The organism is Embleya scabrispora (genome assembly GCF_002024165.1).
Taxonomy (GTDB): domain Bacteria; phylum Actinomycetota; class Actinomycetes; order Streptomycetales; family Streptomycetaceae; genus Embleya; species Embleya scabrispora_A.
The window spans coordinates 3280539-3303074 of sequence record NZ_MWQN01000001.1 but is presented as its reverse complement, the minus strand read 5'-3'; the positions used below and the strand labels follow the sequence as shown (position 1 = coordinate 3303074).

Below are 22536 nucleotides of genomic sequence, written 5' to 3'. Positions count from 1 at the left end.
GGATGGGCGCCATGACGCCGACATCGACCGAACCCGTCCTGCCGAGCCTCGACGACCCGGTGGTCCGGGCGGGCAGCGAGGTCGTCGGCGGGCCGGCCGGGCGCCGGATCCGATTCGTGGGCAACCGCTGGTGGAGCCCCGTGCGGGTGCTCGTCCTGCTCGCGGTGGCCTGCTTCGCGCTCGGGATCGTGCAGAAGAAGCCCTGCTACGACGGCGGTTGGTTCGCCGGCAGCACGCAGTACTCGCACGCCTGCTACAGCGACATGCCGCACCTGTACGTCAATCGCGGTCTCGCGGACGGGAAGATCCCGTACTTCCAGGAGACCGGCGACAAGGACATGAAGTTCCTGGAGTATCCGGTGATCACCGGCGGGGTGATGGCCTTCGCGGGCACCCTGGCCCGGGCCGCCGGGGACCTCACCGACGGCGATCTCCGGGACGAACAGCTGTGGTTCGTGATGATCAACGCGTTGATCATGATGGCCTGCGCGGTGGTCACCGTGATCGCGGTCAAGGGCACGTCGGGGCGCCGACCCTGGGACGCGGCGATGGTGGCGTGCGCGCCGGCGCTGGCGCTCAACGGGTTGATCAACTGGGACCTGGTCGCGGTCGCGCTGACCGCGGTGGCCATGTGGTCGTGGGCGCGGCGCAACGTCGTGGTCGCCGGCGTGCTGATCGGCCTGGCGACCGCGGCGAAGCTGTACCCCGTGCTGCTGCTCGCGCCGCTGTTCCTGCTGTGTCTGCGCTCGGGACGGCTGGTCGCCTTCGCCAAGACGGCCGCCGCCGCGCTGGTGTCCTGGCTGGTGGTCAACCTGCCGGTGATGCTCGACTTCGACGGCGGGTTGCACATCCGCGAGGGCTGGAAGCTGTTCTACACGTTCAGCCAGGACCGACCCGCCGACTACGGATCGATCTGGTTGATCATCCAGCAGCGCGACGGCAAGACCCTGGAGGGTCTGAACACCTACGTCACGCTCAGCCTGGTGCTGTGCTGCCTCGCGATCGCCGCGCTGGTGATGTTCGCGCCGCGCCGGCCGCGCTTCGCCCAGGTGGCGTTCCTGATCGTGGCCGCGTTCATCCTGACCAACAAGGTCTACTCGCCGCAGTACGTGTTGTGGCTGATCCCGCTGGTGGTACTGGCCCGACCGCGCTGGCGGGACTTCCTGATCTGGCAGGCGTGCGAGGTGACGTACTTCCTGGGCGTGTGGATGTACATCGCCTCGTTCTCCGGCAAGGGCCTGTCGCAGAACGCGTACCACGTGGTGATCCTGCTGCACCTGCTCGGCACCGCGTACATCTGCCTGGTGGTGGTGCGCGACATCCTGCGCCCGGAGCGGGACCCGGTGCGCGCGGACGGCAGCGACGACCCCTCGGGCGGTGTGCTGGACCGGGCGCCCGACGTGTTCGTGCCCGGCACGATCCCGGTGCGGGCCGGCTTCTGAGCGACGGCGCGACGGCGCGACGACGAACGGCCTCGGGGCTGCGGTGGGATCGCCGCCCCGAGGCCGTTCGGCTGTGTCGTCGGGTCCTTCGGGTCCTTCGGGTCCTGCCGGTTCGGCGGACGCGCGCCCGGATCAGCGGATCGCGATCCGGTCGAAGTGCGTCGTGGTGTGCCGCAGCGCCGCCTCCAACTCGTCGCCGGGCTTGGGCGGGGCCACGTCGTTGGCCAGGAACAGCAGGCTGACCTGCATGTGCGGCGGCTCGGCGAACCAGCGCTGCTTGCCCGCCCAGGTGAACGGGGACAACGAACGGTTGACGGTGGCCAGCCCGGCGCGCGCGACGCCCTTGGCCCTCGGCATCACCCCGCGCACCGTCTTGGGCGCCTCCAGGCCGACCCCCTGCGCGGTGCCGCCGCTGACCACGACCAGGTGCCCGTCGCTCGGCGCCTTGCGCTGGCGGTAGCCGAACCGCTCGCCGCGCGCGATCCGCACCACGTCGAGCACCGTGCCCCGGCTGGCCAGCGCGTCGTGGTCGCCCAGCCACAGGTCGGTACCGATCCGAGGCCGGAACTCGGTGTCCGGGTACCGCTCGCGCAGCACCCCCAACTCGGCCGCGGTCAGGTGGCTGACGTACATCGTCCGCACCGGCAGGCGTGCCGCACGCAGCCGCTCCACCCAGCCCGTCACCTCGACGACCGGGTCGTAGCCGTCCGGATGATCCAGCGGCAGGTGCAGCGAGAAGCCCTCCAACCGGACGTCGTCCATCCCGGTGCGGAGCTTGACCAACTCCTCCTCGGTGACCCCGTCGCGCTTCATCGTCGTCATGCACGCGACCACGATCCGGCAGCCCACCAGGTCCCGCGCCGCCTGCACGGAGGAGACCGTGCGGATGGTGCGATCCGGCAGCGGCACCGCCTCCTCGCCGCGCAGATACGGCGTGAGCACCAGGACCTTGCCGTCGAAGTAGTCCTTGACCAGCGCGGCCTCGTAGGTGGTCCCCACGGCCACGGTGTCCACGCACATCCGGGTGGCCTCCTCGGCCAGCCTCGGATTGGTGAACCCGTAGCCGTTGCCCTTCATCACCGGCACCAGGCCGGGGAACGTGTCGCGGACCTCGTCCTGGTGCTTGCGCCACCGGGCGGCATCGACGTAGAGCGTGAGCGACATGGGCGTTTCGGGGCCTTCCGGGTGTGGGGCGTGCCTTGGGGACGCGGGGCGAAGGCGGAGCACGCGACGTGGGCTGCGTCGCGGTGACCACGTGCGGCCGGCGACTCGGGGTGCCGCCGGCCGAGCGGTCAGCGGCGCGACATGTACATGTCGAGTGCCTTGTGCAGCATCTTGTTGAGCGGGAAGTCCCACTCGCCGAGGTATTCGACGGCCTGGCCGCCGGTGCCGAGCTTGAACTGGATCAGCCCGAAGAGGTGGTCGTTCTCGTCCAGGGTGTCACTGATGCCGCGCAGGTCGTAGGCCGAGGCGCCGAGCGCGTACGCGTCCCGCAACATCCGCCACTGGATCGCGTTCGAGGGCCGGACCTCGCGCTTGTGGTTGGCGGACGCGCCGTACGAGTACCAGACGTGGTCGCCCACGGTGACCATCGTGGTGGAGGCGAGCACCTCTCCCTCGTGCTTGGCCAGGTACAGCCGCATGCGCTCGGGGTCCTCGGCGTTGAGCGCCTTCCACATGCCCTGGAAGTAGGCCAGCGGGCGCGGGGTGAAGTGGTCGCGCACGGCGGTGACCTTGTAGACCTCGTGGAACACCGGCAGGTCGTCGTAGCCGCCCTGGACCACGTCGACACCGGCCTTCGTGGCCTTCTTGATGTTGCGCCGCCACAGCTGGTTGAAGCCCGCGTGCACGTCGTCGAGGCTGCGCCGCACCAGCGGCACCTGGAAGACGTAGCGCGGCTGCACGTCGCCGAACCCGGCCCCGCCCGAGGCGTCCTGCTGCCAGCCCAGGCCGCGCAGTTGCCGCTCCAGCTCGGAGCCGCGCTCGTCGGTCCAGTCGGGGGTCAGGTCACGCAGCCGGTTGGCCGACTTGGCCGCTATCGCCTTCTTGATCGTCTCCGCCTCCCAGCGGGCGATCACCACGGGCGGACCCATCTTGACCGAGAACGAGCCCCGACTCTTCAGGTGCGCGAGCATCGGGTCGAGCCATCGCCGCAGGTCGCCGTCGAACCAGTCGATGACCGGGCCCTCGGGCATGTAGGCGAGGTAGCGCTTTATCTTCGGCAGCTGCCGGTACAACACGAGTGCCGCGCCCACGACGGCGCCCGACTCGTCGATCCAACCGATGCTCTCGGATCGCCACTCACTCTTCACCGCACCCCAGGAGGGGCACTGAAGAAAGCTCACGGAGGGCCTGCCCTTGATGAAGGCCAGGTGCTCCTCGGCGGTGAGCGTCCTCAGGCGCAAAGACATGTAAGAGCTCCTCGATATCGGTTCGGCCGTGACAGAGGTTACTGCGCCTGCGGGCGCCATGGATCGTGTCGGGCGTCGCAGGCGGGACGGTACGGGGGCGATGCGGACCTTCACCGGCGAAGCGGGCGCCCGGATCGGCGGCGCGCGGCGGGGTCGCGGACCGCGAGCGGCCCGCCGGATGCCGGTCCGGCGGGCCGCTTCGGGCGGGCGGTGCGGCGGGTCAGTACAGGCCGCCGTGGAACATGTTCATGAACAGTGCGACGGCCGAGACGCCGAGCGCGAGCACGGTGACCACCCGCTCCTCCGTGGTCGCCGAGAACATCTGGCTGACCAGGCCGGTTCCCACGCCGGCCAGCGCGGTCCACGCGCCCAGGATGTGCATGCCCTTGAAGAACGCGCAGATGCCGGCCACCAGCGCGAACAGCACGACGGCGGCGACCAGCGCGTTCTCGCGGGGATGGGCACGGCCGTCGGAGTTGAGGGTCAGCCGGGGCCGGTGCGCCCCGGCGGCGGGCGCGGCCGGCGCTGTACGGCGGATCGGATGTGCCATCACACACCTCCGGTGAGTGACTGCGGGACGGACCAATTTGTCCATATATCCATCCCCTGGCGTGACCGGCGTCATGCTCGGATTTCGAGACTGTCTGCCGGTCCGGGTACGCTGTACCGTCCGCTGCACTCTCGGCACCCCCTGAGCGTTTCGCCCAAGGGGCCGCCTTGGCGTGGCGGCGATTTACGCAAGCCCTCCTGCCACGGAGATCCCGTGGCCGATCCAGTCCACAGGAGGTGGGTGTTCACATGCGTAGCTACGAACTCATGGTCATCCTCGACGCGGACCTCGAAGAGCGCGCGGTCACGCCGCTGCTCGAGCAGTTCCTCAATGTCATCCGCAACGACGGTGGCAAGGTCGAGAAGATCGACACGTGGGGCCGTCGTCGGCTCTCGTACGAGATCAAGAAGAAGTCCGAGGGCATCTACGCCGTCGTGGACCTGGCCGCGGAGCCCGCGACCGTCAAGGAACTCGACCGTCAGATGAACCTCAACGAGTCGGTGCTGCGGACCAAGGTCCTGCGTCCCGACCAGCGCTAGTCCGAGCTCGCGCACCACCAATCGCACCGCACGACGAAACGCAGCACTGCGCTGAAATCAGCGAAGGGGTCAGCATGGCAGGCGAGACCATCATCACTGTTGTCGGGAACCTGACTGCCGACCCGGAACTGCGCTTCACGCCCAGCGGTGCCGCCGTCGCGAACTTCACCGTGGCGTCCACGCCGCGCACGTTCGACCGTCAGACGAACGAGTGGAAGGACGGCGAAGCGCTGTTCCTCCGCTGTTCGGCCTGGAAGCAGCTGGCCGAGAACGTGGCGGAATCCCTCCAGCGCGGCACGGGCGTCATCGTCCAGGGCCGGCTGAAGCAGCGGTCCTACGAGACCAAAGAGGGCGAGAAGCGCACCGTCGTGGAGCTCGAGGTCGACGAGATCGGCCCGACCCTGAAGTGGGCGACCGCCAAGGTCACCAAGGCGAGCCGCGGTGGCGGCGGCCAGGGTGGTTACGGCGGCGGTCAGCAGGGTGGCGGCTACGGCGGTCAGCAGGGCGGCGGTCAGCAGGGAGGCGGCGGCTACGGCGGTCGTCCCCAGCAGGGCGGTGGCGCACCCGCCGACGACCCGTGGGCAACCCCCGCAGGGGGCGGCCAGCAGCAGGGCGGCGGCGGCGCGGGGGGCTGGGGTCCCCCGCCGGGCGGCTACTCGGACGAACCCCCCTTCTAGGCCGGAGAACGGCACAAGGGGCGGGTCGCGACCCGAGCTGAAGACTTCTGAAACGATCTGGAGAGCACAATGGCGAAGGCGCCTGCGCGCAAGCCTAAGAAGAAGGTCTGCGTGTTCTGCAAGGAGAAGATCTCCTATGTGGACTACAAGGACACCAACCTGCTGCGGAAGTTCATTTCCGACCGTGGCAAGATCCGCGCTCGTCGCGTGACCGGTAACTGCACGCAGCACCAGCGTGACGTCGCCGTGGCCGTCAAGAACAGCCGCGAGATGGCGCTGCTGCCGTACACCAGCACTGCTCGCTGAGAAAGGGTGATCTTGTCATGAAGCTCATCCTCACCCACGAGGTGACCGGTCTCGGTGAGCCCGGCGACATCATCGAGGTCAAGGACGGCTACGGCCGCAACTACCTCATCCCGCGCGGCTACGCGATCCGCTGGAGCCGCGGCGGGGAGAAGGACGTGGCGGCCATCCGTCGCGCCCGCAAGGTTCGCGAGATCCGCACGCTCGACCAGGCCACCGAGGTCAAGGGTCGGCTCGCGGGCCTCAAGGTGACGCTCCAGACGCGCGCCGGCGACACGGGCCGCCTGTTCGGCTCGGTCACCGTCGCGGACGTCGTGGCGGCCATCAAGGCCGCCGGCGGTCCGGACATCGACAAGCGGCGCGTCGAGATCGGTACTCCGATCAAGACCGTCGGGTCGCACCGCATCACGGTTCGCCTCCACCAGGAGGTGTCGGCCGCGCTCGACCTCGACGTCGTGCCCGCCTGACCCGAACCATCCGAACGGCCCGACCCCCTTGCGGGGTCGGGCCGTTCGGCGTTTTCCGAGTACCGAATGAGTAGTGGTACTCATGTCGCGCCCACCTCCCGAGGCCCAGTCTGGACGTACGCGCCGGGTGGGCCGGCGGGGCAAAGGGGCGGGCGGTCATGGCCAGATTCATCCGACAGTGGTTGCTGCGCGTGGTCAGCTTCGCGCTGACCGGGCTGTATCAGCTCTACCGGGTCCATCCCGTGGTGTGGCGCTGGACGGCCACCCACTATCGGCCGTGGATGCAGCGGTTCGCCCGTCGACACGCGTGGATGACCTGCCAGTTCGCCGCGCTCGATGTGCCCGCCTACCGCGACTTCCTGCGCCGGCACCGGTGGCGCTTCCGCTGGTTCGACCTCGCGTCGTACCCGGAGACGTCCAAGGAGAACTACGTCAAGGCGTATCCCGAGGACAGCCGCTGTTGGCTGGGCGCCCTGGAGGTGGCCGGGACCGTGGTGGACGAGTCGTCCGGCTCCTCCGGCACGCCGCACAACTGGCTGCGCTCGCGCCGCGAACTCAAGTCGGTGCACCGCAACGTGGCCGGCTACACGTCGATGGTCTTCCCCCGGCGCAAGCTGTTCGTGATCAACGCCTACTCGATGGGCGCGTGGGCGACCGGCACCAACACCGGTATCGCGATGGCGCGCGTGGCGATGGTGAAGAACACCGGCCCCGACATCGACAAGATCGTGGACACGCTGCGCCACTTCGGGCCGCGCTTCACCTACCTGGTCACCGCGTACCCGCCGTTCCTCAAGCACCTGCGCGACCGGCTGGACGCGGACGGCTTCGACTGGACCCGGCACCGGATGTACGGCTTCGTCGGCGGCGAGGGCATGACCGAGGCGCTGCGCGACTACCTGGAGGAGCGCTTCGTCAAGGTGCGCTCCGGCTACGGCGCCTCCGACCTGACGATAGGGATGGCCGGCGAGAGCGACGCGACGGTGTGGCTGCGCAAGCGGCTGCTGACCGACGAGCGGCTGCGCACCCGGATGCTGGGGCCGGACGAGGGCCGGGTGCCGATGGTGTTCCAGTACAACCCGCTGGAGACCTACCTGGAGACCAACGCCGAGGACGAGGTGATCTGCACGATCAACTCGACCGCGGTGATGAGTCCGAAGGTGCGCTACAACATCGGCGACGAGGGTCGGCTGCTGACCTTCCCGGAGGTCGAGGAGATGATCCGGCCGGACCGCGAGGCGTGGGCCGACTGGGAGCGCGCGGCGCGGGTGGAGGGCATGCGGCTGCCGCTGCTGCTGCTGTTCGGCCGCAAGGACAGCACGATCTCCTACATGGGCGCGAACATCTATCCGCAGGACGTCGAGTACGGGCTCTACCGGGACAACCCGATGGCGGCGCACCTGGAGGGGTTCTGCCTGACCGTCGACGAGTACGCCGACCTGGAGAGCCGTCCGGTGGTCAACCTGCAGCTGCGCGACGGGACCTCGCTGGACGAGGCGGATCGGGACAAGCTCGCCCTGGTCTGCCGGGAGGGTGTGGTGCGGCATCTGGCCCGGGTCAGCCGGGACTTCGCGCAGTCGCTCGCGGAGGACCCGACGGCGGCCGATGTACGGGTGCTGGTGCACGACTTCCGGACCGGGCCGTTCCTGCGCGGCACCACCCGGATCAAGAACGTCTATCTCGTCAAGCCCGCGGAATCGGCGGGACCCGTGGGATCCGTGGGATCCGTGGGATCCGTGGAAGGGGAGCAGCGATGAGGACCACCGATTTCTCGGCGGCGCCGCCGCAGGCGCGGGGCGAGGCGATGTTCATCGGCGCCACGCACTACAGCGGTCCGCGTTCGCTGCTCTCGCTGGCCCGGCCGTGGTTGCGGATGGTGCGCACGATGAAGCGCATGGACGGCTACCGCTGGCACAAGGTCTACCTGCAGGGGCCGTTCACGCTGGGCACCATCGCGGTGTTCGCCGACCGTGAGGCGCTGATGCGGTTCGCCCGTACGAGCGCGCACCGCGATCTGATGTGCTGGATGACCGACCGGGGCGATCGCAACGGCACGGCGGGGTTCATCCGGATCTTCGACGCGCAGCCCGGCGGGTACAGCAACGGCGAGTGGCGGGCCGAGGGGCGCGAGATGGCGCACATCGAGGAGTTCACCCCGATCGGCCGCGAGGAGAGCGGCCCGCCGGTGCACCGGAAGGCGAAGAGGTCGTGACGCTCACCGTGGAGCGGGTGGGGTCCCGGCGCGCGCTGCGCGACTTCTGCGCGTTGCCGCTGCGGCTGCACCCGAGGGATCGCTATGTGCCGGTGCTGCGCGATCAGGTGCGGCGGTGGGCGCGGGCGGGGATCGAGCTGTATCTGGTGCGCGATCGGGCCGGGCGGGCGGTGGGGCGCACCTGTACGCACACCGAGGCGCGGTTCGACGCCAAGGTGGGCGGGCGGCATCAGCTGTTCGGGCTCACCGAGTTCGCCGAGGACCCGGCGGTGTTCGCCCGGCTGGTGGAGCTGATCGAGGAGCGGGCCGTGCGGGCGGGGGCAAAGAGCCTGTTCGGGCCGGTGGCGCTGTTGCCGAACCAGACCGGCGGGGTGATCACGTCGGGGTTCACCGAGCGCGGCTTCGTGGACTCGGCGTGGAATCCGGCGCGGTATCCGGAGACCTACGAACGGGCCGGGTTCGCTCGGCGGTTCTCGGCGTCGACGTGGATCTGTCCGGGGTTGGCCCAGCGGGTGGACGATCCGGCGGCGACCTATGTCTTTGACGACGCGCGGATCGCCGCCGAGCACCTGGTGATCCGGCGCGGTTCTCGGCGTCGGTTGGCCGAGCAACTGCCGATCCTGCACACGATGTTGAACGCGAGTTTCGCGCAGTTGGGCTACTACACGCCGATCGCGCTGGACGAACTGCGGGCGCAGACCGAGGGCTTGGCGTATCTGCTGGACGAGTCGCTGCTGTTGTGGCTGGAGCGGGCCGGCGAGCCGGTCGCGTTCACCCTCGCGGTGCCGGACATCTCGGAGTTCTTGATCCGGATCCGCGGCGATCTGCACGTGGGCAACCAGGTGCGGCTGCTGGCGACGCGGGGGCGCTATCGCCGGGAGGCGGTGTTGATCATCAAGGGCACGGTGCCCGGGGCCCAGGGGCGCGGCTATCTCACCCTGCTCGCACGGGAGCAGTATCGGGCGCTGCGGGCGGGCGGCTACGACACGTTGCGCAGCACATGGGTCGAGGACGACAACAAGGCGTCGGCGGCGCAGTACCGCCGGATCGGCGGGCGGGAGTTGCACGGGCACACCTTCTACACGAAGCCGGTCGGGAGTGCCCGATGAGCACCGAACTCGCGGATCTGCTCCGGCTGGCCGGGCGGGCGCCGAGTGCGCACAACACCCAGCCGTGGACGCTGGCGCCGAGTGGCGCTCTGGGCTACGCGTTGTCCTGGGATCCGGCGCGGGCGTTGCCGGTCGGTGATCCCGGGCGGCGGGACCTGTTCCTGGGGCTGGGGGCGTTCGTGGAGGCGTTCTCGATCGCCTCGGCGGCGCTGGGGGTGCCGTTGCGGGTGGAGTACGCGGGGGCGGCGGAGCGTGGGCGGGGAATGGTGGCCCGGTTCGTCCGGGCGGACGAGTGTTATCGCACGCCGTTCACGGCGGCGGACTTGACCGGGCGGCGCAGTGCGCGGGGGGCGTACGAGCCGGGGGCGTTGCCGGACGCGGTGTTCGCGGAGGCGGGAGACGCGTTCGCCGGGTCGGCGGGTCTGTGGCGGGGTGGGACGCGGGAACTGGCGCCGCTGCTCGACGAGGCGGATCGGTGGATGTTCGGGGATCCGGCGCTGGTCGGCGAGTTGCGCCGGTGGTTGCGGTTGCGGGCGGAGCGGGAGTCGGCGCGGGACGGGTTGACCGGGCGGGCGTTGGCGTTGTCCGGGGTGGAGGCGCGGGCGCTGCACGCGGTGTTGCGGCCGGGGGTGTATCGGGTGTTGCGTCCGGTCGGGCTGGCACGGGTGCTGGCGGCTTCCTCGCGGGGGGTGTTGCGCTACGACGGGAGTGTGCTGGTGGCGACCGCGCCGGCCGCGCCCGGGGACGCGGCCGAACTGCTGGAGCCGGGGCGGGGGTTGTTCCGGTGTTGGTTGACGTTGGCCCGGCACGGCTACGCGACGCATCCGCTCAGCCAGCTGATCGACTGCGCGCGGACGGCGGAGGAGGTGGCGGGTCGGGTGGGGGCGGTGCCGTTGGCGGTGTTCCGGGTGGGGCGGCCGGTGGGCGAGCCGGTGCGGTCGGCGCGGTTGACGGACTGAGCGGGCGGGGGCGGACCGGTTCGGGCGGGTTGTGGCATCGCTCGAAAGAGTGGTCGGATCGGCTTGCCTTCATACCCCCTAGGGGTATAGGTTCGCGATCGTGGAGCCGACGATGGTCTCCGCGTCGAGGAAAGGATCACCGTCATGAGCACCGCCACCTTCACCGTCAGTGGAATGACCTGCGGTCACTGCGTGTCCTCCGTCACCGAGGAGGTCTCCGAGGTGGCGGGCGTGACCGATGTCGCGGTCGAACTGGCCTCGGGTCTGGTCACCGTGACGTCGGCGCAGCCGGTGGACCCCGACGCGGTGCGTGCGGCGGTCGTCGAGGCGGGCTACGAGGTCGTCGGAGCGTGAGGCGAGGCCGTCCCGTCGGTCGCACCGGCGGGACGGCGGGTTCGCCCTCGGGAGTGGGCGCGCTCAGCGGCGGCCGGTCACCAACCACGCGTCGGCGCGGACCCGATGGCCGAGCAGGATCACGCGGGCGAGCATGAAGGTGCCGATCGCCCACCACCACATCGCGATCAGGCCGCCGCCGAGGGCGAGCACCGTGCCCAGGGCCGCACCGAACGCGGCCAGCACGAGCGGCATGGTCAGTGCGAGGTAGCGCCCGTCGCCCGCGCCGATCAGCACCCCGTCCAGGACGAACACCGCGGCGGCCACCGGCTGGAGCACGGCGACCGCGAGCAGCGTGCCGGCCAGCAGGTGGCGCACCGCCGGGTCGGCCGTGAACAGCGGGATGTACAGCGGGCGCGCGGCGACCACCACGATCGCGAACAGCGCCCCCGTCCACACCCCCCACACCAGCATCCGGCGCGTGGCGGCGCGGGCACCGGTCGCGTCGCCCGCGCCCAGGGCCCGGCCGACGATGGCTTGGGCGGCGATCGCGAGGGCATCGAGGGCGAAGGCGAGGAAGGTCCACACCTGCCAGGCGACCTGGTGGGTGGCGATCGAGGTGTCGCCCATGCGGGTCGCCGCCACGGTGGCGCCGATCAGGATCGCGCGCAGGCTGACGGTGCGCACGAACAGCGGTGCGCCGGCGCCGGCGGAGGCGCGGATGCCGGCGAGGTCGGGGCGCAGCGATGCGCCGTGCCGACGGGCGCCGCGCACGACGGTGACGAGGTAGACCGCGGCCATGCCGGTCTGGGCGATCACCGTGCCCCACGCGGATCCGGCGATCCCCCAGTGCAGGCCGTACACGAAGCCGAGATTGAGCAGCAGGTTGGCGGAGAAGCCGAGGACCGCGACCAGGAGCGGGGTGCGGGTGTCCTGGAGGCCGCGCAGCACGCCGGTGGCGGCCAGCACGATCAGCATCGCCGGTACGCCGAGCGAGCCGATCCGCAGGTAGGTGACCGCGTACGGGCCGGCGCTGTCGGAGGCGCCGAAGGCGGCGACGATCCACGGGGCGGTGACCAGGCCGACCACCGTCAGCGCGAGGCCGAGCAGCGCGGCGAGCCAGACGCCGTCCAGGCCCTGGCGGATCGCGGCGCGCGGGTCGCCGGCGCCGAGCAGCCGGGCGACGGCGGCGGTGGTCGCGTAGGCGAGGAACACGCACAGGTTGACCAGGGTGGTCAGCATCGCGCCCGCGACGCCGAGTCCGGCCAGTTGCGGGGTGCCGAGGCGGCCGACGATCGCCGAGTCGACGAGCACGAACAGCGGCTCGGCGACGAGGGCGAAGAACGCGGGGACGGCCAGCCGCAGGATGTCGCGGTCGTGCGCCCGGGGCCGGGGGGTGGGCGCGGGCGCGGTGGCCGGCGGTGGATCGAGCGGCTGTGCATCGAGCGGCTGTGGATCGGTCGCCGGAGGGTTCGTCGGCGAGGAGGGGGTGGACGGCACCCGTCCACGGTAGTCATCCACAGGTAAGGGGCACAATGCCGTTCTGGTCATTACCGGCGAGCGCGGGGCGTACGCGGGTGCACACGTGGGGCGATAGCCGCATGATTCGCCCAACAGTTTTTCACATACACAGCCGGTGGATAGAGAAGTCGCAGGTCAGAGGCGGTTTGTGGACATGATTGCGAAGCGTGGACGGTCGACTGCGCACAGCTTGTGCACAGCTGGACCCGTCTCTCTCCACAGGTTGTCCACAGTTATCCACAGGCCCTGTGTATGACCGCCTTGGCCGGCTCGGGGTCCACCCGTACGGTGAAGGGCCGCATGCCGCGTCGTGCGGCGATTCTGTCGGCCGTGTGGCGTATGAAGGACACGGGAATTGCGGTGCGATCTCGCGCGAGCCTTGTCGAAAGGAGACCCCGGGCATGAGCGTCTCCGAGTTCGAAGAGGCCCGGCCCGAACCGGCCCGCGAAGGATTCGAGCGGACCCCGCCGCAGGACATCGCGGCCGAACAGTCGGTCCTCGGCGGCATGATGTTGTCCAAGGACGCGATCGCCGACGTCGTGGAGAACCTCAAGCCGGTCGACTTCTACCGGCCCGCCCACGAACTCGTCTACAACGCGATCCTGGACCTGTACGCCCGGGGCGAACCGGCCGACGCGGTCACCGTCGCCGCCGAGTTGACCAAGCGCACCGAGATCGGCCGGGTGGGCGGCGCCCCGTACCTGCACACCCTGATCTCGTCCGTGCCGACCGCGGCCAACGCCGAGTACTACGCGCGGATCGTGCGCGAACAGGCGGTGCTGCGCCGCCTGGTCGAGGCGGGCACCCGGATCGTGCAGATGGGATACGCGGCCGACGGCGAGGTCGACGACATCGTCAACAACGCCCAGGCCGAGGTCTACAAGGTCACCGAGCAGCGCACCACCGAGGACTACGCCCCGCTGGCCGACATCATGGAGGGCGCCCTCGACGAGATCGAGGCGATCGGCTCCCGCGGCGGCCAGATGTCCGGCATCCCCACCGGCTTCACCGACCTGGACTCCCTCACCAACGGCCTCCACGCCGGCCAGATGATCGTCATCGCCGCCCGCCCCGCCATGGGCAAATCAACGCTCGGATTGGACATTGCGCGCGCTTGTTCGATCAGGAATGGTCTTGCCAGTGTGATCTTCTCGCTGGAGATGGGGCGCAACGAGATCATGATGCGCCTGTTGTCGGCGGAGGCGCGGGTCGCGCTGCATCACATGCGGTCCGGGAGCATGACCGACGACGACTGGACCCGCCTGTCGCGCAAGATGGGCGAGGTCACCGCCGCGCCGATGTACATCGACGACTCGCCGAACCTGTCGATGATGGAGATCCGGGCCAAGTGCCGCCGGCTCAAGCAGAAGCACGACCTGCGCCTGGTGATCATCGACTACCTCCAGCTGATGCAGTCAGGCGGCTCGCGCCGGGCCGAGAACCGGCAGCAGGAGGTCTCCGAGATGTCGCGAAACCTGAAGCTCCTGGCCAAGGAACTCGAGGTCCCGGTGGTCGCGATGTCCCAGCTCAACCGTGGCCCCGAACAGCGCACCGACAAGAAGCCGATGGTTTCCGACCTTCGCGAGAGTGGTTCGATCGAGCAGGACGCAGACATGGTCATCCTGCTGCACCGCGAGGATGCGTACGAGAAGGAATCGCCCCGGGCCGGGGAGGCGGACCTGATCGTGGCCAAGCACCGCAACGGCCCGACGGCCACGATCACCGTGGCGTTCCAGGGGCACTACTCGCGCTTCGTGGACATGGCCCAGAGCTGAGACCCGGGTCGGTCACGGGGTCGGGGCGAAGGCCCTGCGGGTGTGGGTGAGGAGTTCTCGGACGGCCGGGTTGTGGGTGTGTTTCCAGACCAGGGCCAGCAGGGCCGGGGTTTTGACGTCGGCGATGGTGCGGGCGAGCAGGCGGTCGGCGTAGCGGGAGGCCATGGATTGGCTGAGGACGCCGACCGCCAGGCCGCGAGCGGTGAGGTCGGCGATCGCGTCGGCCGCGCCGGCCTCCAGCGTGATCCTGGGGTGCAGGTCGCGGGCCGCGCAGGCCCGGTCGAGGACGGTGCGCAGGCCGGTGCCCGGGGGCATGCAGGTGATCGGGTGGGCGGTCACGTCGGACAGGGTGATCCGGGAGCGGGCCGCCAGCGGGTGGTCGGGCGGGAAGATCGCGACGAGGCGTTCGTCGATGATCGTCATCGCCTCCAGGTCCTCGGGCGTGGTTTCGGCGACTCCGATCAGGGCCAGGTCGGTGGCCCCGGTACGGACGTCGTGGGTGAGGGCGTCGGAGTTGTTCTCCCGGAGCGCGATCTCCACCCCGGGATGCGCCCGGTGGAAGGCGGCCAGGGCGTCGAACAGCGGGGTGATGGTGCAGCCGACGACCATGCCGATGATGACTCGGCCGCGGATCAGGTCGGTCACCTCGCCGACCGCCTGGCCCACCGACCCGGCGGCGGCCAGTGCGGCGCGGGCGTATTCGAGCGCGGCCTTTCCCGCCACGCTGAGCGTGACGCCGCGCGCCGAGCGCTCGAACAGCTCGGCGCCCAGCTCGCGTTCCAGCTGTCGGATCTGCGCGCTGACCCCCGACTGGCTGATGTGCACCCGCTCCGCCGCCCGGGTGAAGTTGCGCTCCTCGGCGACCGCGACGAAGTATTCGAGCTGCCTCAGTTCCATGACTGTGGATTCTAGCTTTCATAATTTCAATCTGTTGGATTTCTGGTAGGGCGCTCTCCAGACTGGGTGTCGGGGAGCCGCACCGGGCCTGCCCCCGCCCCGCCGCCCTCGCCGGAAACAGGTATCGACATGCGCAAGTGGCTGCCCCTGATCACGGTGTGCCTGGGCACGTTCATGCTGCTCATCGACGTCACGATCGTGAATGTCGCGCTCCCGGACATGGTCGGCGACCTGGACGCGTCCTTCGGGGCGCTGCAATGGGTCGTCGACGCCTACGCCCTGGCCCTGGCCGCGCTCGTGCTCGGCGCCGGTTCGATCGCCGACCGCTTCGGCCACCGGCGGATCTACGTCGGCGGACTCGCGCTCTTCGCACTGTCGTCCCTGGCGTGCGGGCTCGCCCCCGGCACGGGGGTGTTGATCGGTGCGCGGGCCGTACAGGGTGGCGGCGCGGCGGCGATGTTCGCCACCACCTTCGCCCTGCTCAACAGCGCCTACGCCGGGCGCGATCGGGGCAGCGCGTACGGCGTCTGGGGAGCGGTCGCGGGCGCCTCGGCAGCGGTCGGCCCGATCCTGGGCGGGCTGCTCACCCAGGGGGTGTCGTGGCGCTGGATCTTCTTCGTCAACCTGCCGGTCAGCGCGGTGGCCATCGTGTTGTGCCTGCGGGTCCTGGCGCCTGTGCGGCCGACGGTCGCGGGTCGGCTCGACTTCGCCGGCATGGTCGGCTTCACCGTCGCGGCGGCCGCCGCCACGTACGCGCTGATCCGGGCGAACGAGGACGGCTGGTCGGACGCCGGAGTCCGGTGGCTGCTCGTCGTCTCGGTCGTCGCGCTCGCCGGCTTCACGGTGATCGAAGTGCGCTTTGGGCAACCCCTGTTCGACCTCGCACTGCTGCGCAACCGCACGTTCGTCGGGGTGCTGCTCGCCGGCTTCCTGCTCACCTTCGCGGCCTTCGCCGGCTTCTCCTACACCTCGATCTGGCTCCAGACCGTGCGCGGGATGAGTCCGATCGGCGCGGGGCTGACCGGGTTGCCGATGTCGATCGTCGCGTTCGTGGTCTCCGCGGTGTTCGGCCGGGTGCTGCACGGTCGGCGTCCCGACCTGGTGATCGGCGGTGGGTTGCTCGCGGTCGGCGCCGGTGGGCTGCTGACCGCCGCGCTCCTGCACGGCTCGGCGGGGTGGCCGGCGCTGGTGCCGGGCTTCGCGCTGGTCGGCGTGGGGGTGGGGATGGCCACGCCGATCCTGGGCTCGGTGTCGATGTCGTCGGTGCCGGCGACGCGGGGCGGGATGGCCGCCGGCGCGGTCAACACCACCCGGCAGTTGGGCTTCGCGTTCGGTATCGCGGTTTTGGGCAGCGTGTTCACCGCCCGGGCGCGGGCCGACCTGTCCGGGCGCGGCCTGGCCGATCCGGCGGGCGCCGCGCATACGATCGCCGGCGGACGGACGGACGCCCTCGTGCACGCCGCCGCGCCGGAGCACCGAACGCTGGTGGACGGCGCCGCGCATTCGGCGGCGGTGGCCGGCGTCCAGGCGACCTACCTCGTGGCGGGCCTGGTCGGCGTGGTGGCCGCGGTGCTCGTCACGATCCTGATGCGGCCCGGCCCGAAGCCGCGGGCCACCCCCCGGGAGGCCACCCCGCTCGCGGCGCCGGCGGCGAACTGAGGCCGCCCCGTTCGGCCCGGGTCAGGCGCCGATCACGGCCCTCGGATCCCCGGATGTTCTCCACGTACAGGTGACGCATCGCCCAGGCGTCGCCGGTGTGGAGCAGTCCGGCGCCGGAGGTGGGGCTGGGCCCACCCCGGGTCGGGGGGTCGGCGCAGTGCTTCTCGGGTCGCGCGGAACCAGACTCGTGGATGCGGGGCCGGAGGGGCCGCGCGGGGACGGACGGCGAGAGGACATCGCGATCATGGACGGCACGGGGACGCCGGGTGCGAGGGTCGCGGCACCGCTGCGCGGGTTGGCGATGGTGTCGCAGGCGGTGCCGCAGGTCGCGCTGTTCACGGTGACCGCGACCGCGATCGGGGTGGTTCCCACCGGGGTGGGCCTGCTTGTGCTGCCGCCGGTGGTCTACGCCACCCGGCTGCTCGCCCGGCAGGCCCGCGGGCAGGCCGCGCGCTGGTCGGGTGTCGAGATCGAGCAGCCGTACCGCGCCGTGCCGCCCGCGCGGGGGATCGCCGGGCTGTGGCGGCGCAATGCGGCGCTGTTGGCCGACCCGGCCACCTGGCGGGACCTGCTGTGGACGCTGTTGAACCCGGTGGTCGGCACGCTGCTCGCGATACTGCCGCTCGCGCTGCTCGTGTTCGGCGTCGAGGGCCTGGTGATGCCGTTCATCCGGGAGCCGATCGACGACGCCGGCGGCTCGCTCTGGTACGGCTTCATCCACGTCCGGGACGCGACCGACGCGCTGTACGCGGTGCCGCTGGGCGCGGCGGCGCTGGTCGTCGGATTCCTGTCCGGGCCGGCACTGCTGCGGGCGCACGCGCGGTGGACCCGGAGCCTGCTGGGCCCGGTGTCCGCGCCGGAGCGGAGCGTCATGCCGGTCGCCTACCCCGCTGCCGCGTAGCCGCCGACCGCGAACCCCGCCCCTTCGACAGCCGCCGCCCGCCGGGACGCCCTCCGCCCCGGCGTGCGGCGGCGTGCGTGGCCGGGTTCCCGACGGGCGGCGGGTGTGGCGGGGAGGCGGCGGCGGTCCACGGGCTCCCTCCCCCGGAAGGCCGCGGACCGCTCGCTTCCCCTACGGCGGGTCCCGGGGCACGGGGTCTGTTCGGGGCCCGCCGCATGGGTCCGATCGTGTCCGGTCGCGCTTGGCGTGCGGTGGGTTCGTGCTGGGTCTTCGTGTCGGGTCTTCGTGCCCACCCGTCCGCACAGACGTTCATCCGCGGGCACGAGATGTGTCTACTCCCGCTGGAGTAGGTGGTCGTGGGGGCGTCTGCGAGCGTGGTGCGTCCCTGTAGTCCCCGGGGCGGAACTTGTGCTCCGGGGCCCGATTTCGTTTGAAGTGGCCGGCGCCGCCTGCCTACCGTCGAAGCTGACACCACCAGCGTTCTCTCGGTTCGTGCGGCGATCGGCACGCCTTGTGAATCGGATCACAAGGCGTCCTCGGGGGCCGGTCACACCGCGGGATCGCGCACGCGACCGAGGAGAGATCAATGTTCGGACGACTCGGCAGGCTCGTCGTCCACAACCCCTGGAAGGTGATCGCGGCCTGGCTGATAGCCGCGATCGCCCTCGTCATGTTCGCGCCGAAGCTGAGCGATCTGACCAACCAGGACCAGTCGAGCTTCCTGCCCGGCAAGTACGAGTCCGTACAGGCCCAAGACCTCGCCGAGAAGGCCTTCCCGCAGTCCACCGAGCAGACCGCGCTGCTGGTCTTCAAGCGTGCCGACGGCAAGAACCTGACCGAGGCCGACAAGACCAGGGTCAAGGAGATCACCGGCAACCTGGGCGCGGCCGGCGTCGAGCACGTCAGCAAGGTCGAGGCGGGCGCCGCCAAGGACCGGATCGCCCTGGGCACCGCCTACATCAAGGGCGAACAGCAGGACAAGTTCGTCAACGAGGCGCTGAAGAAGCTCCGCGACAAGGCGAAGCCGATGCTCGACAAGACCGACCTCAAGCTCGGCTTCACCGGCAGCGTGGCGATCAACGTCGACAACGAGGACGCCTTCAAGAAGGCCGAGGCGATCGTCGGCATCGTCACGATCGTGCTGATCATCGTGCTGCTCCTGGCGATCTACCGCAGTCCGATCGCGGCCCTGCTGCCGGTGATCATGGTCGCGCTGGTGTCGATGGTCGCCTCGCCCGTGATCGCCATCGTCGGCAAGGCCACCGGACTGCAGGTGGACCAGTCGCTGAACACGATCCTGATCGTGGTGTTGTTCGGCATCGGCACCGACTACATCCTCTTCCTGCTCTTCCGCTACCGGGAACGACTGCGCGCGGGTGACGACAAGAAGGAGGCGATGATCGTCTCCGTCGAGCGGGTGGGCGAGGCCATCGCCTCGGCCGCCGGCGCCGTGGTGATCGCCTTCGGCGCGATGTTGCTCGCCACGTTCGGCTCGTTCAAGTCGATGGGCCCGGGTCTGGCCATCGCGGTGATCGTGATGGCGATCGCCGCGCTGACCCTGGTACCCGCCGTGGTGTCGCTGATCGGCCCGAAGGTGTTCTGGCCGTCCAAGACCTGGCAGCACCAGCCCAAGGGCACCGCCTTCCACCGCATCGGCGGCCTGGTCGGGCGCAAGCCGGTCGCGGTGGCCCTGGTTGCCGGCGTGGTCATGGTGGCCTTCGCCGCCGGCGCGCTGAACTTCAAGGCCGACTACGACCAACTCGGTCAGCTGCCCGGGGACACCGAGTCGGCCAAGTCGATGAAGGACATGCAGCTCGACTTCGCGGCGGGCACGCTCAACCCGACGCAGATCTACCTCGAGAGCACCGACGGCAAGCCGATCGACAAGGGCGCGGCGGAGCGCTTCGCCCTGTCGTTCAAGGACGTCAAGGGCGTCGGCGACCTGAACGAGGCCGGCGAGGACGCGAAGGGTTCGCACGTCAAGGTCAGCGGCGACGGGAAGTCCGCCGAGATCGCCATCGTGCTCAAGGAGAGCCCGTTCGCGAACAAGGCGCTGGACACCATCGACCCGCTGCGCGACTTCGCGCACGCCCACCGGCCGGAGGGCACCAAGGCGATGGTGGGCGGCCAGACCGCGGCCTTCACCGACATCCGCAAGGCCACCAACCGCGACCTGTCGGTGATCTTCCCGGTCGCCGGTCTGCTGATCGCGCTGGTGCTGGGCCTGCTGCTGCGCAGCGTGGTGGCCCCGTGGTACCTGATGCTGGCGGTGGTCCTGGGCTTCATCTCGACGATCGGCGCGACGGTCCTCGTCTTCCAGACGCTGGCGGGCAACTCGGGCGTGATGTTCATGCTGCCGGTGATGATCTACATGTTCGTGGTCGCCATCGGCACCGACTACAACATCCTGATGGTCGCCCGATTGCGCGAGGAGGCCAAGGAGGGACACGAGCCGAGGCAGGCCGCCGCGCTGGCCGTCGAGCACGCGGGTCCCTCGATCGCCGCCGCGGGTGTCATCCTGGCAGGAACGTTCGCGTCGCTCATGATGGCGGGCATCGACATGATGACCCAGATGGGCTTCGCGGTCTCGGTCGGGATCTGCATCTCGGCGTTCGTGATGTCGATGTTCCTGGTGCCCTCGGTGACCGCCCTGATCGGGCACGCCGCGTGGTGGCCGGGACACGGCGACCGGGCGACGGGGCCGGTCGGCCGGGGCGACGAGGACAGGAAGCCGGTGTTCGCCGGGGACCGATGACCCGGTAGGACCGAGGAGAGCAGATGGCCGCGGAAGGCCCCGCGCGAGTTGCCGTGCGGGGTCTTCCCGCGTCCGGCGCCGGGAACGGCACCCGGACCGGGGAGTCGGTCGAGCCCTCGCTGTTGCCGCTGCCCAGGCCCTTCGCCCGGCGGCTGAGCTGTCGGCCGTGGCTGGGCGAGCTGCTGCTGGTCGCCACGGTGCTGCTGTGCGTGATCGGCGGCGCGATCGGGTCGACCAGGCGGCAGGACACCACCGGCAGCCCGGACGCGTTCAACCTGGCCATCGCCGCGCTCACCTGCCTGGTGCTGCTCGGCCGGCTGCGCTGGCCGCTGACCGTGCTGGCGCTCACCGAGGCGGGCCAGATCTTCTACCTGGCCGCCGACGGCCTCGACGGGCCGATCCTGATCCCGACCATGGTGGCGCTGTACACCGTGGCCGCGCGCGGCCAGCTGCGCCGCTCGGTGCTGATCGCCTCGGCCGTGGCCCTGCTGCACACCGGCATGCGGATAGGGCTGACCCCCGACGGGTTCCTGTCCCCGGAGAAGTACCTGTCCGGGATCTGGATGTATCTGCCGGTCGCGATCGGCGAGGCGGTCCGCGCGAAGCGGGCCTACTGGGCGGAGGTACAGGCCCGCCTCGCCCGCGCCGAGCAGGAGCGCGAGGACGAGGCCCGGCGCCGGGTCACCGCCGAACGTATGCGGATCGCCCGCGAGCTGCACGACGTGGTCGCGCACAGCATCGCGATGATCAACATCCAGGCGGGCGTGGCCGCGCACGTCATCGATCGCGACGTGCCGCAGGCCAAGGAGGCGCTGGTACACATCAAGGTGGCCAGCCGCGACGCGCTGGCCGAACTGCGCACCACGCTGGGCGTGCTGCGCCAGGACGGCGACAACGACCTGCCCACCGAGCCGACCCCCGGGGTGGACGACGTGGAATCGCTGGTGGCGTCCTACCGCAACGCGGGGTTGCCGGTGCTGCTCGAGGAGTCCGGCCGGGACCGGACCCCGTCCGCACCGGTCGGCCTGGCCCTGTACCGGATCGTCCAGGAGTCGCTGACCAACGCGATGAAACACGCCGGCGACGGGGCCACCGCGATCGTGCGGGTGGTCTACGGGGAGTACGCGGTCGAGGTCGACGTGCTCGACGACGGCCGCGGCACCCCCGAGCCGGGGCATACGGGCGGCGCCGACGGCACCGGCCACGGCCTGCTCGGCATGCGGGAACGGGCGGTCGCCGTGGGCGGCTCGCTCGCGGTGGGCCCCGGCCCCAACGGCGGGTTTTCGGTACACGCGGTGCTGCCGCACCACAAGGGCGCGCCGCCGGCGCGCCGCGAAGGAGAGTCCTCATGACGGTGCGCGTGCTGATCGCGGACGACCAACTGCTGGTGCGCTCGGGTTTCAAGGTGCTGGTCGGCAGCGACCCGGAGCTGGTGGTGGTCGGCGAGGCGGCGAACGGCACCGAGGCACTGGCGCTGGCCCGGGAGACCACCCCGGACGTGGTGCTGATGGACATCCGGATGCCCGGCATGGACGGTCTGGAGGCGACCCGGCGGATCGTGCGCGACGACGATCTCGCCGGAGTGCGGGTGCTGGTGCTGACCACGTTCGAGGTCGACGAGTACGTGTTCGAGGCGCTGCGGGCCGGGGCCAGCGGGTTCCTGGTCAAGGACACCGACCCAGAGGACCTGCTCAAGGCGATCAAGACCGTCGCGTCGGGAGACGCGCTGCTCTCGCCGGGCGCCACCCGCGCCCTGGTGGCCCGCTTCCTGTCCCAGCCCGAACCCAAGGTGGCCGCCCCGGACCGGCTGGAGGCGCTGACCGACCGCGAGCGTGAGGTGTTGTCGCTGGTCGCGGCCGGGATGAGCAACGACGAGATCGCCGAGCACCTGTTCGTCTCACCGCTGACCGCCAAGACCCATGTCAGTCGGGCGATGGTCAAGCTCGGCGCGCGTGATCGCGCGCAACTCGTGGTGATCGCCTACGAGTCGGGGATGGTTCGACCGGGACGCGGCTGACCTCCCGCG

At 70.6% G+C, this 22536-nt stretch carries 21 protein-coding genes; 16 read left to right on the top strand and 5 right to left on the bottom strand.

Going from position 1 to position 22536, the window contains the following annotated elements:
* The first annotated feature begins 2 nt into the window (after positions 1-2).
* A complete protein-coding gene (locus B4N89_RS14700; protein ID WP_078976291.1) occupies positions 3-1442 on the top strand; it encodes a glycosyltransferase family 87 protein in 1440 nt (479 codons plus the stop codon).
* Between the two features lie 132 nt (positions 1443-1574).
* Here B4N89_RS14700 and B4N89_RS14695 read toward each other — a convergent pair whose 3' ends face one another.
* The 3 genes from B4N89_RS14695 to B4N89_RS14685 all read right to left on the bottom strand — a co-directional run bounded on the left by B4N89_RS14695 (position 1575) and on the right by B4N89_RS14685 (position 4403).
* Positions 1575-2606: an alanine racemase gene (locus B4N89_RS14695; protein ID WP_078976290.1), complete on the bottom strand. Its 1032-nt coding sequence runs from the start codon at positions 2604-2606 to the stop codon at positions 1575-1577.
* A gap of 128 nt (positions 2607-2734) precedes the next feature.
* Positions 2735-3853: a lipid II:glycine glycyltransferase FemX gene (locus tag B4N89_RS14690; RefSeq protein ID WP_078976289.1), complete on the bottom strand. Its 1119-nt coding sequence runs from the start codon at positions 3851-3853 to the stop codon at positions 2735-2737.
* A gap of 220 nt (positions 3854-4073) precedes the next feature.
* Positions 4074-4403: a hypothetical protein gene (locus tag B4N89_RS14685; RefSeq protein WP_078976288.1), complete on the bottom strand. Its 330-nt coding sequence runs from the start codon at positions 4401-4403 to the stop codon at positions 4074-4076.
* Between the two features lie 248 nt (positions 4404-4651).
* On the opposite strand from B4N89_RS14685, the gene rpsF reads away from it, so the two are divergent.
* The 9 genes from rpsF (at position 4652) to B4N89_RS14640 (ending at position 11023) form a co-directional block, all read left to right on the top strand.
* Positions 4652-4942 (top strand): 30S ribosomal protein S6, encoded by a 291-nt coding sequence (rpsF, locus tag B4N89_RS14680; protein ID WP_020557172.1) that lies wholly within the window; start codon positions 4652-4654, stop codon positions 4940-4942.
* A 74-nt stretch (positions 4943-5016) separates the two neighbouring features.
* On the top strand, positions 5017-5619 hold the full coding sequence (locus B4N89_RS14675; protein ID WP_078976287.1) for a single-stranded DNA-binding protein: 603 nt from the start codon (positions 5017-5019) through the stop codon (positions 5617-5619).
* Positions 5620-5688: 69 nt separating this feature from the next.
* Positions 5689-5925: a 30S ribosomal protein S18 gene (gene rpsR, locus B4N89_RS14670; protein WP_020557174.1), complete on the top strand. Its 237-nt coding sequence runs from the start codon at positions 5689-5691 to the stop codon at positions 5923-5925.
* Between the two features lie 17 nt (positions 5926-5942).
* A complete protein-coding gene (gene rplI / locus B4N89_RS14665; protein WP_078976286.1) occupies positions 5943-6389 on the top strand; it encodes a 50S ribosomal protein L9 in 447 nt (148 codons plus the stop codon).
* A gap of 158 nt (positions 6390-6547) precedes the next feature.
* Positions 6548-8146, top strand: coding sequence for a phenylacetate--CoA ligase family protein (locus B4N89_RS14660; RefSeq protein WP_101897089.1), 1599 nt, complete (start codon positions 6548-6550; stop codon positions 8144-8146).
* Complete coding sequence (locus tag B4N89_RS14655; RefSeq protein ID WP_078976285.1) at positions 8143-8601, top strand: DUF4188 domain-containing protein; 459 nt, start codon at positions 8143-8145, stop codon at positions 8599-8601. Before B4N89_RS14660 ends, B4N89_RS14655 begins: the two co-directional genes overlap by 4 nt.
* Complete coding sequence (locus B4N89_RS14650) at positions 8598-9710, top strand: hypothetical protein (RefSeq protein WP_078976284.1); 1113 nt, start codon at positions 8598-8600, stop codon at positions 9708-9710. Before B4N89_RS14655 ends, B4N89_RS14650 begins: the two co-directional genes overlap by 4 nt.
* Positions 9707-10669, top strand: coding sequence for a hypothetical protein (locus B4N89_RS49780; protein WP_078976283.1), 963 nt, complete (start codon positions 9707-9709; stop codon positions 10667-10669). The genes B4N89_RS14650 and B4N89_RS49780 overlap by 4 nt, the downstream gene beginning before the upstream one ends.
* 144 nt (positions 10670-10813) lie before the next feature.
* Positions 10814-11023 carry a heavy-metal-associated domain-containing protein gene (locus tag B4N89_RS14640; RefSeq protein ID WP_078976282.1) on the top strand — a complete coding sequence of 70 codons (210 nt, stop codon included), beginning with the start codon at positions 10814-10816 and terminating at the stop codon, positions 11021-11023.
* A 63-nt stretch (positions 11024-11086) separates the two neighbouring features.
* On the opposite strand, the gene B4N89_RS14635 is transcribed toward B4N89_RS14640, so the two are convergent.
* Positions 11087-12523 carry an MATE family efflux transporter gene (locus B4N89_RS14635; RefSeq protein ID WP_235618618.1) on the bottom strand — a complete coding sequence of 479 codons (1437 nt, stop codon included), beginning with the start codon at positions 12521-12523 and terminating at the stop codon, positions 11087-11089.
* Positions 12524-12924: 401 nt separating this feature from the next.
* On the opposite strand from B4N89_RS14635, the gene dnaB reads away from it, so the two are divergent.
* On the top strand, positions 12925-14298 hold the full coding sequence (dnaB, locus tag B4N89_RS14630) for a replicative DNA helicase (RefSeq protein ID WP_101897088.1): 1374 nt from the start codon (positions 12925-12927) through the stop codon (positions 14296-14298).
* Between the two features lie 12 nt (positions 14299-14310).
* Here the strand turns inward: dnaB and B4N89_RS14625 are convergent, their stop codons facing one another.
* The gene (locus B4N89_RS14625) at positions 14311-15195 is read right to left on the bottom strand and encodes a LysR family transcriptional regulator (protein WP_078976279.1); all 885 of its coding nucleotides are present in this window, start codon (positions 15193-15195) and stop codon (positions 14311-14313) included.
* A gap of 129 nt (positions 15196-15324) precedes the next feature.
* On the opposite strand from B4N89_RS14625, the gene B4N89_RS14620 reads away from it, so the two are divergent.
* The 5 genes from B4N89_RS14620 to B4N89_RS14600 all read left to right on the top strand — a co-directional run bounded on the left by B4N89_RS14620 (position 15325) and on the right by B4N89_RS14600 (position 22527).
* The gene (locus B4N89_RS14620; RefSeq protein ID WP_078976278.1) at positions 15325-16854 is read left to right on the top strand and encodes a DHA2 family efflux MFS transporter permease subunit; all 1530 of its coding nucleotides are present in this window, start codon (positions 15325-15327) and stop codon (positions 16852-16854) included.
* 244 nt (positions 16855-17098) lie between these two features.
* Positions 17099-17755, top strand: a complete 657-nt coding sequence (locus B4N89_RS14615) for a sensor domain-containing protein (RefSeq protein ID WP_143657965.1) — start codon at positions 17099-17101, stop codon at positions 17753-17755.
* 586 nt (positions 17756-18341) lie between these two features.
* Positions 18342-20510 (top strand): MMPL family transporter, encoded by a 2169-nt coding sequence (locus B4N89_RS14610; protein WP_078976276.1) that lies wholly within the window; start codon positions 18342-18344, stop codon positions 20508-20510.
* 23 nt (positions 20511-20533) lie between these two features.
* Entirely contained in the window at positions 20534-21862 is a 1329-nt protein-coding gene (locus B4N89_RS14605; RefSeq protein WP_078976275.1) for a sensor histidine kinase, read from the top strand.
* A complete protein-coding gene (locus tag B4N89_RS14600; RefSeq protein WP_078976274.1) occupies positions 21859-22527 on the top strand; it encodes a response regulator in 669 nt (222 codons plus the stop codon). Before B4N89_RS14605 ends, B4N89_RS14600 begins: the two co-directional genes overlap by 4 nt.
* The last annotated feature ends 9 nt before the right edge of the window (positions 22528-22536 follow it).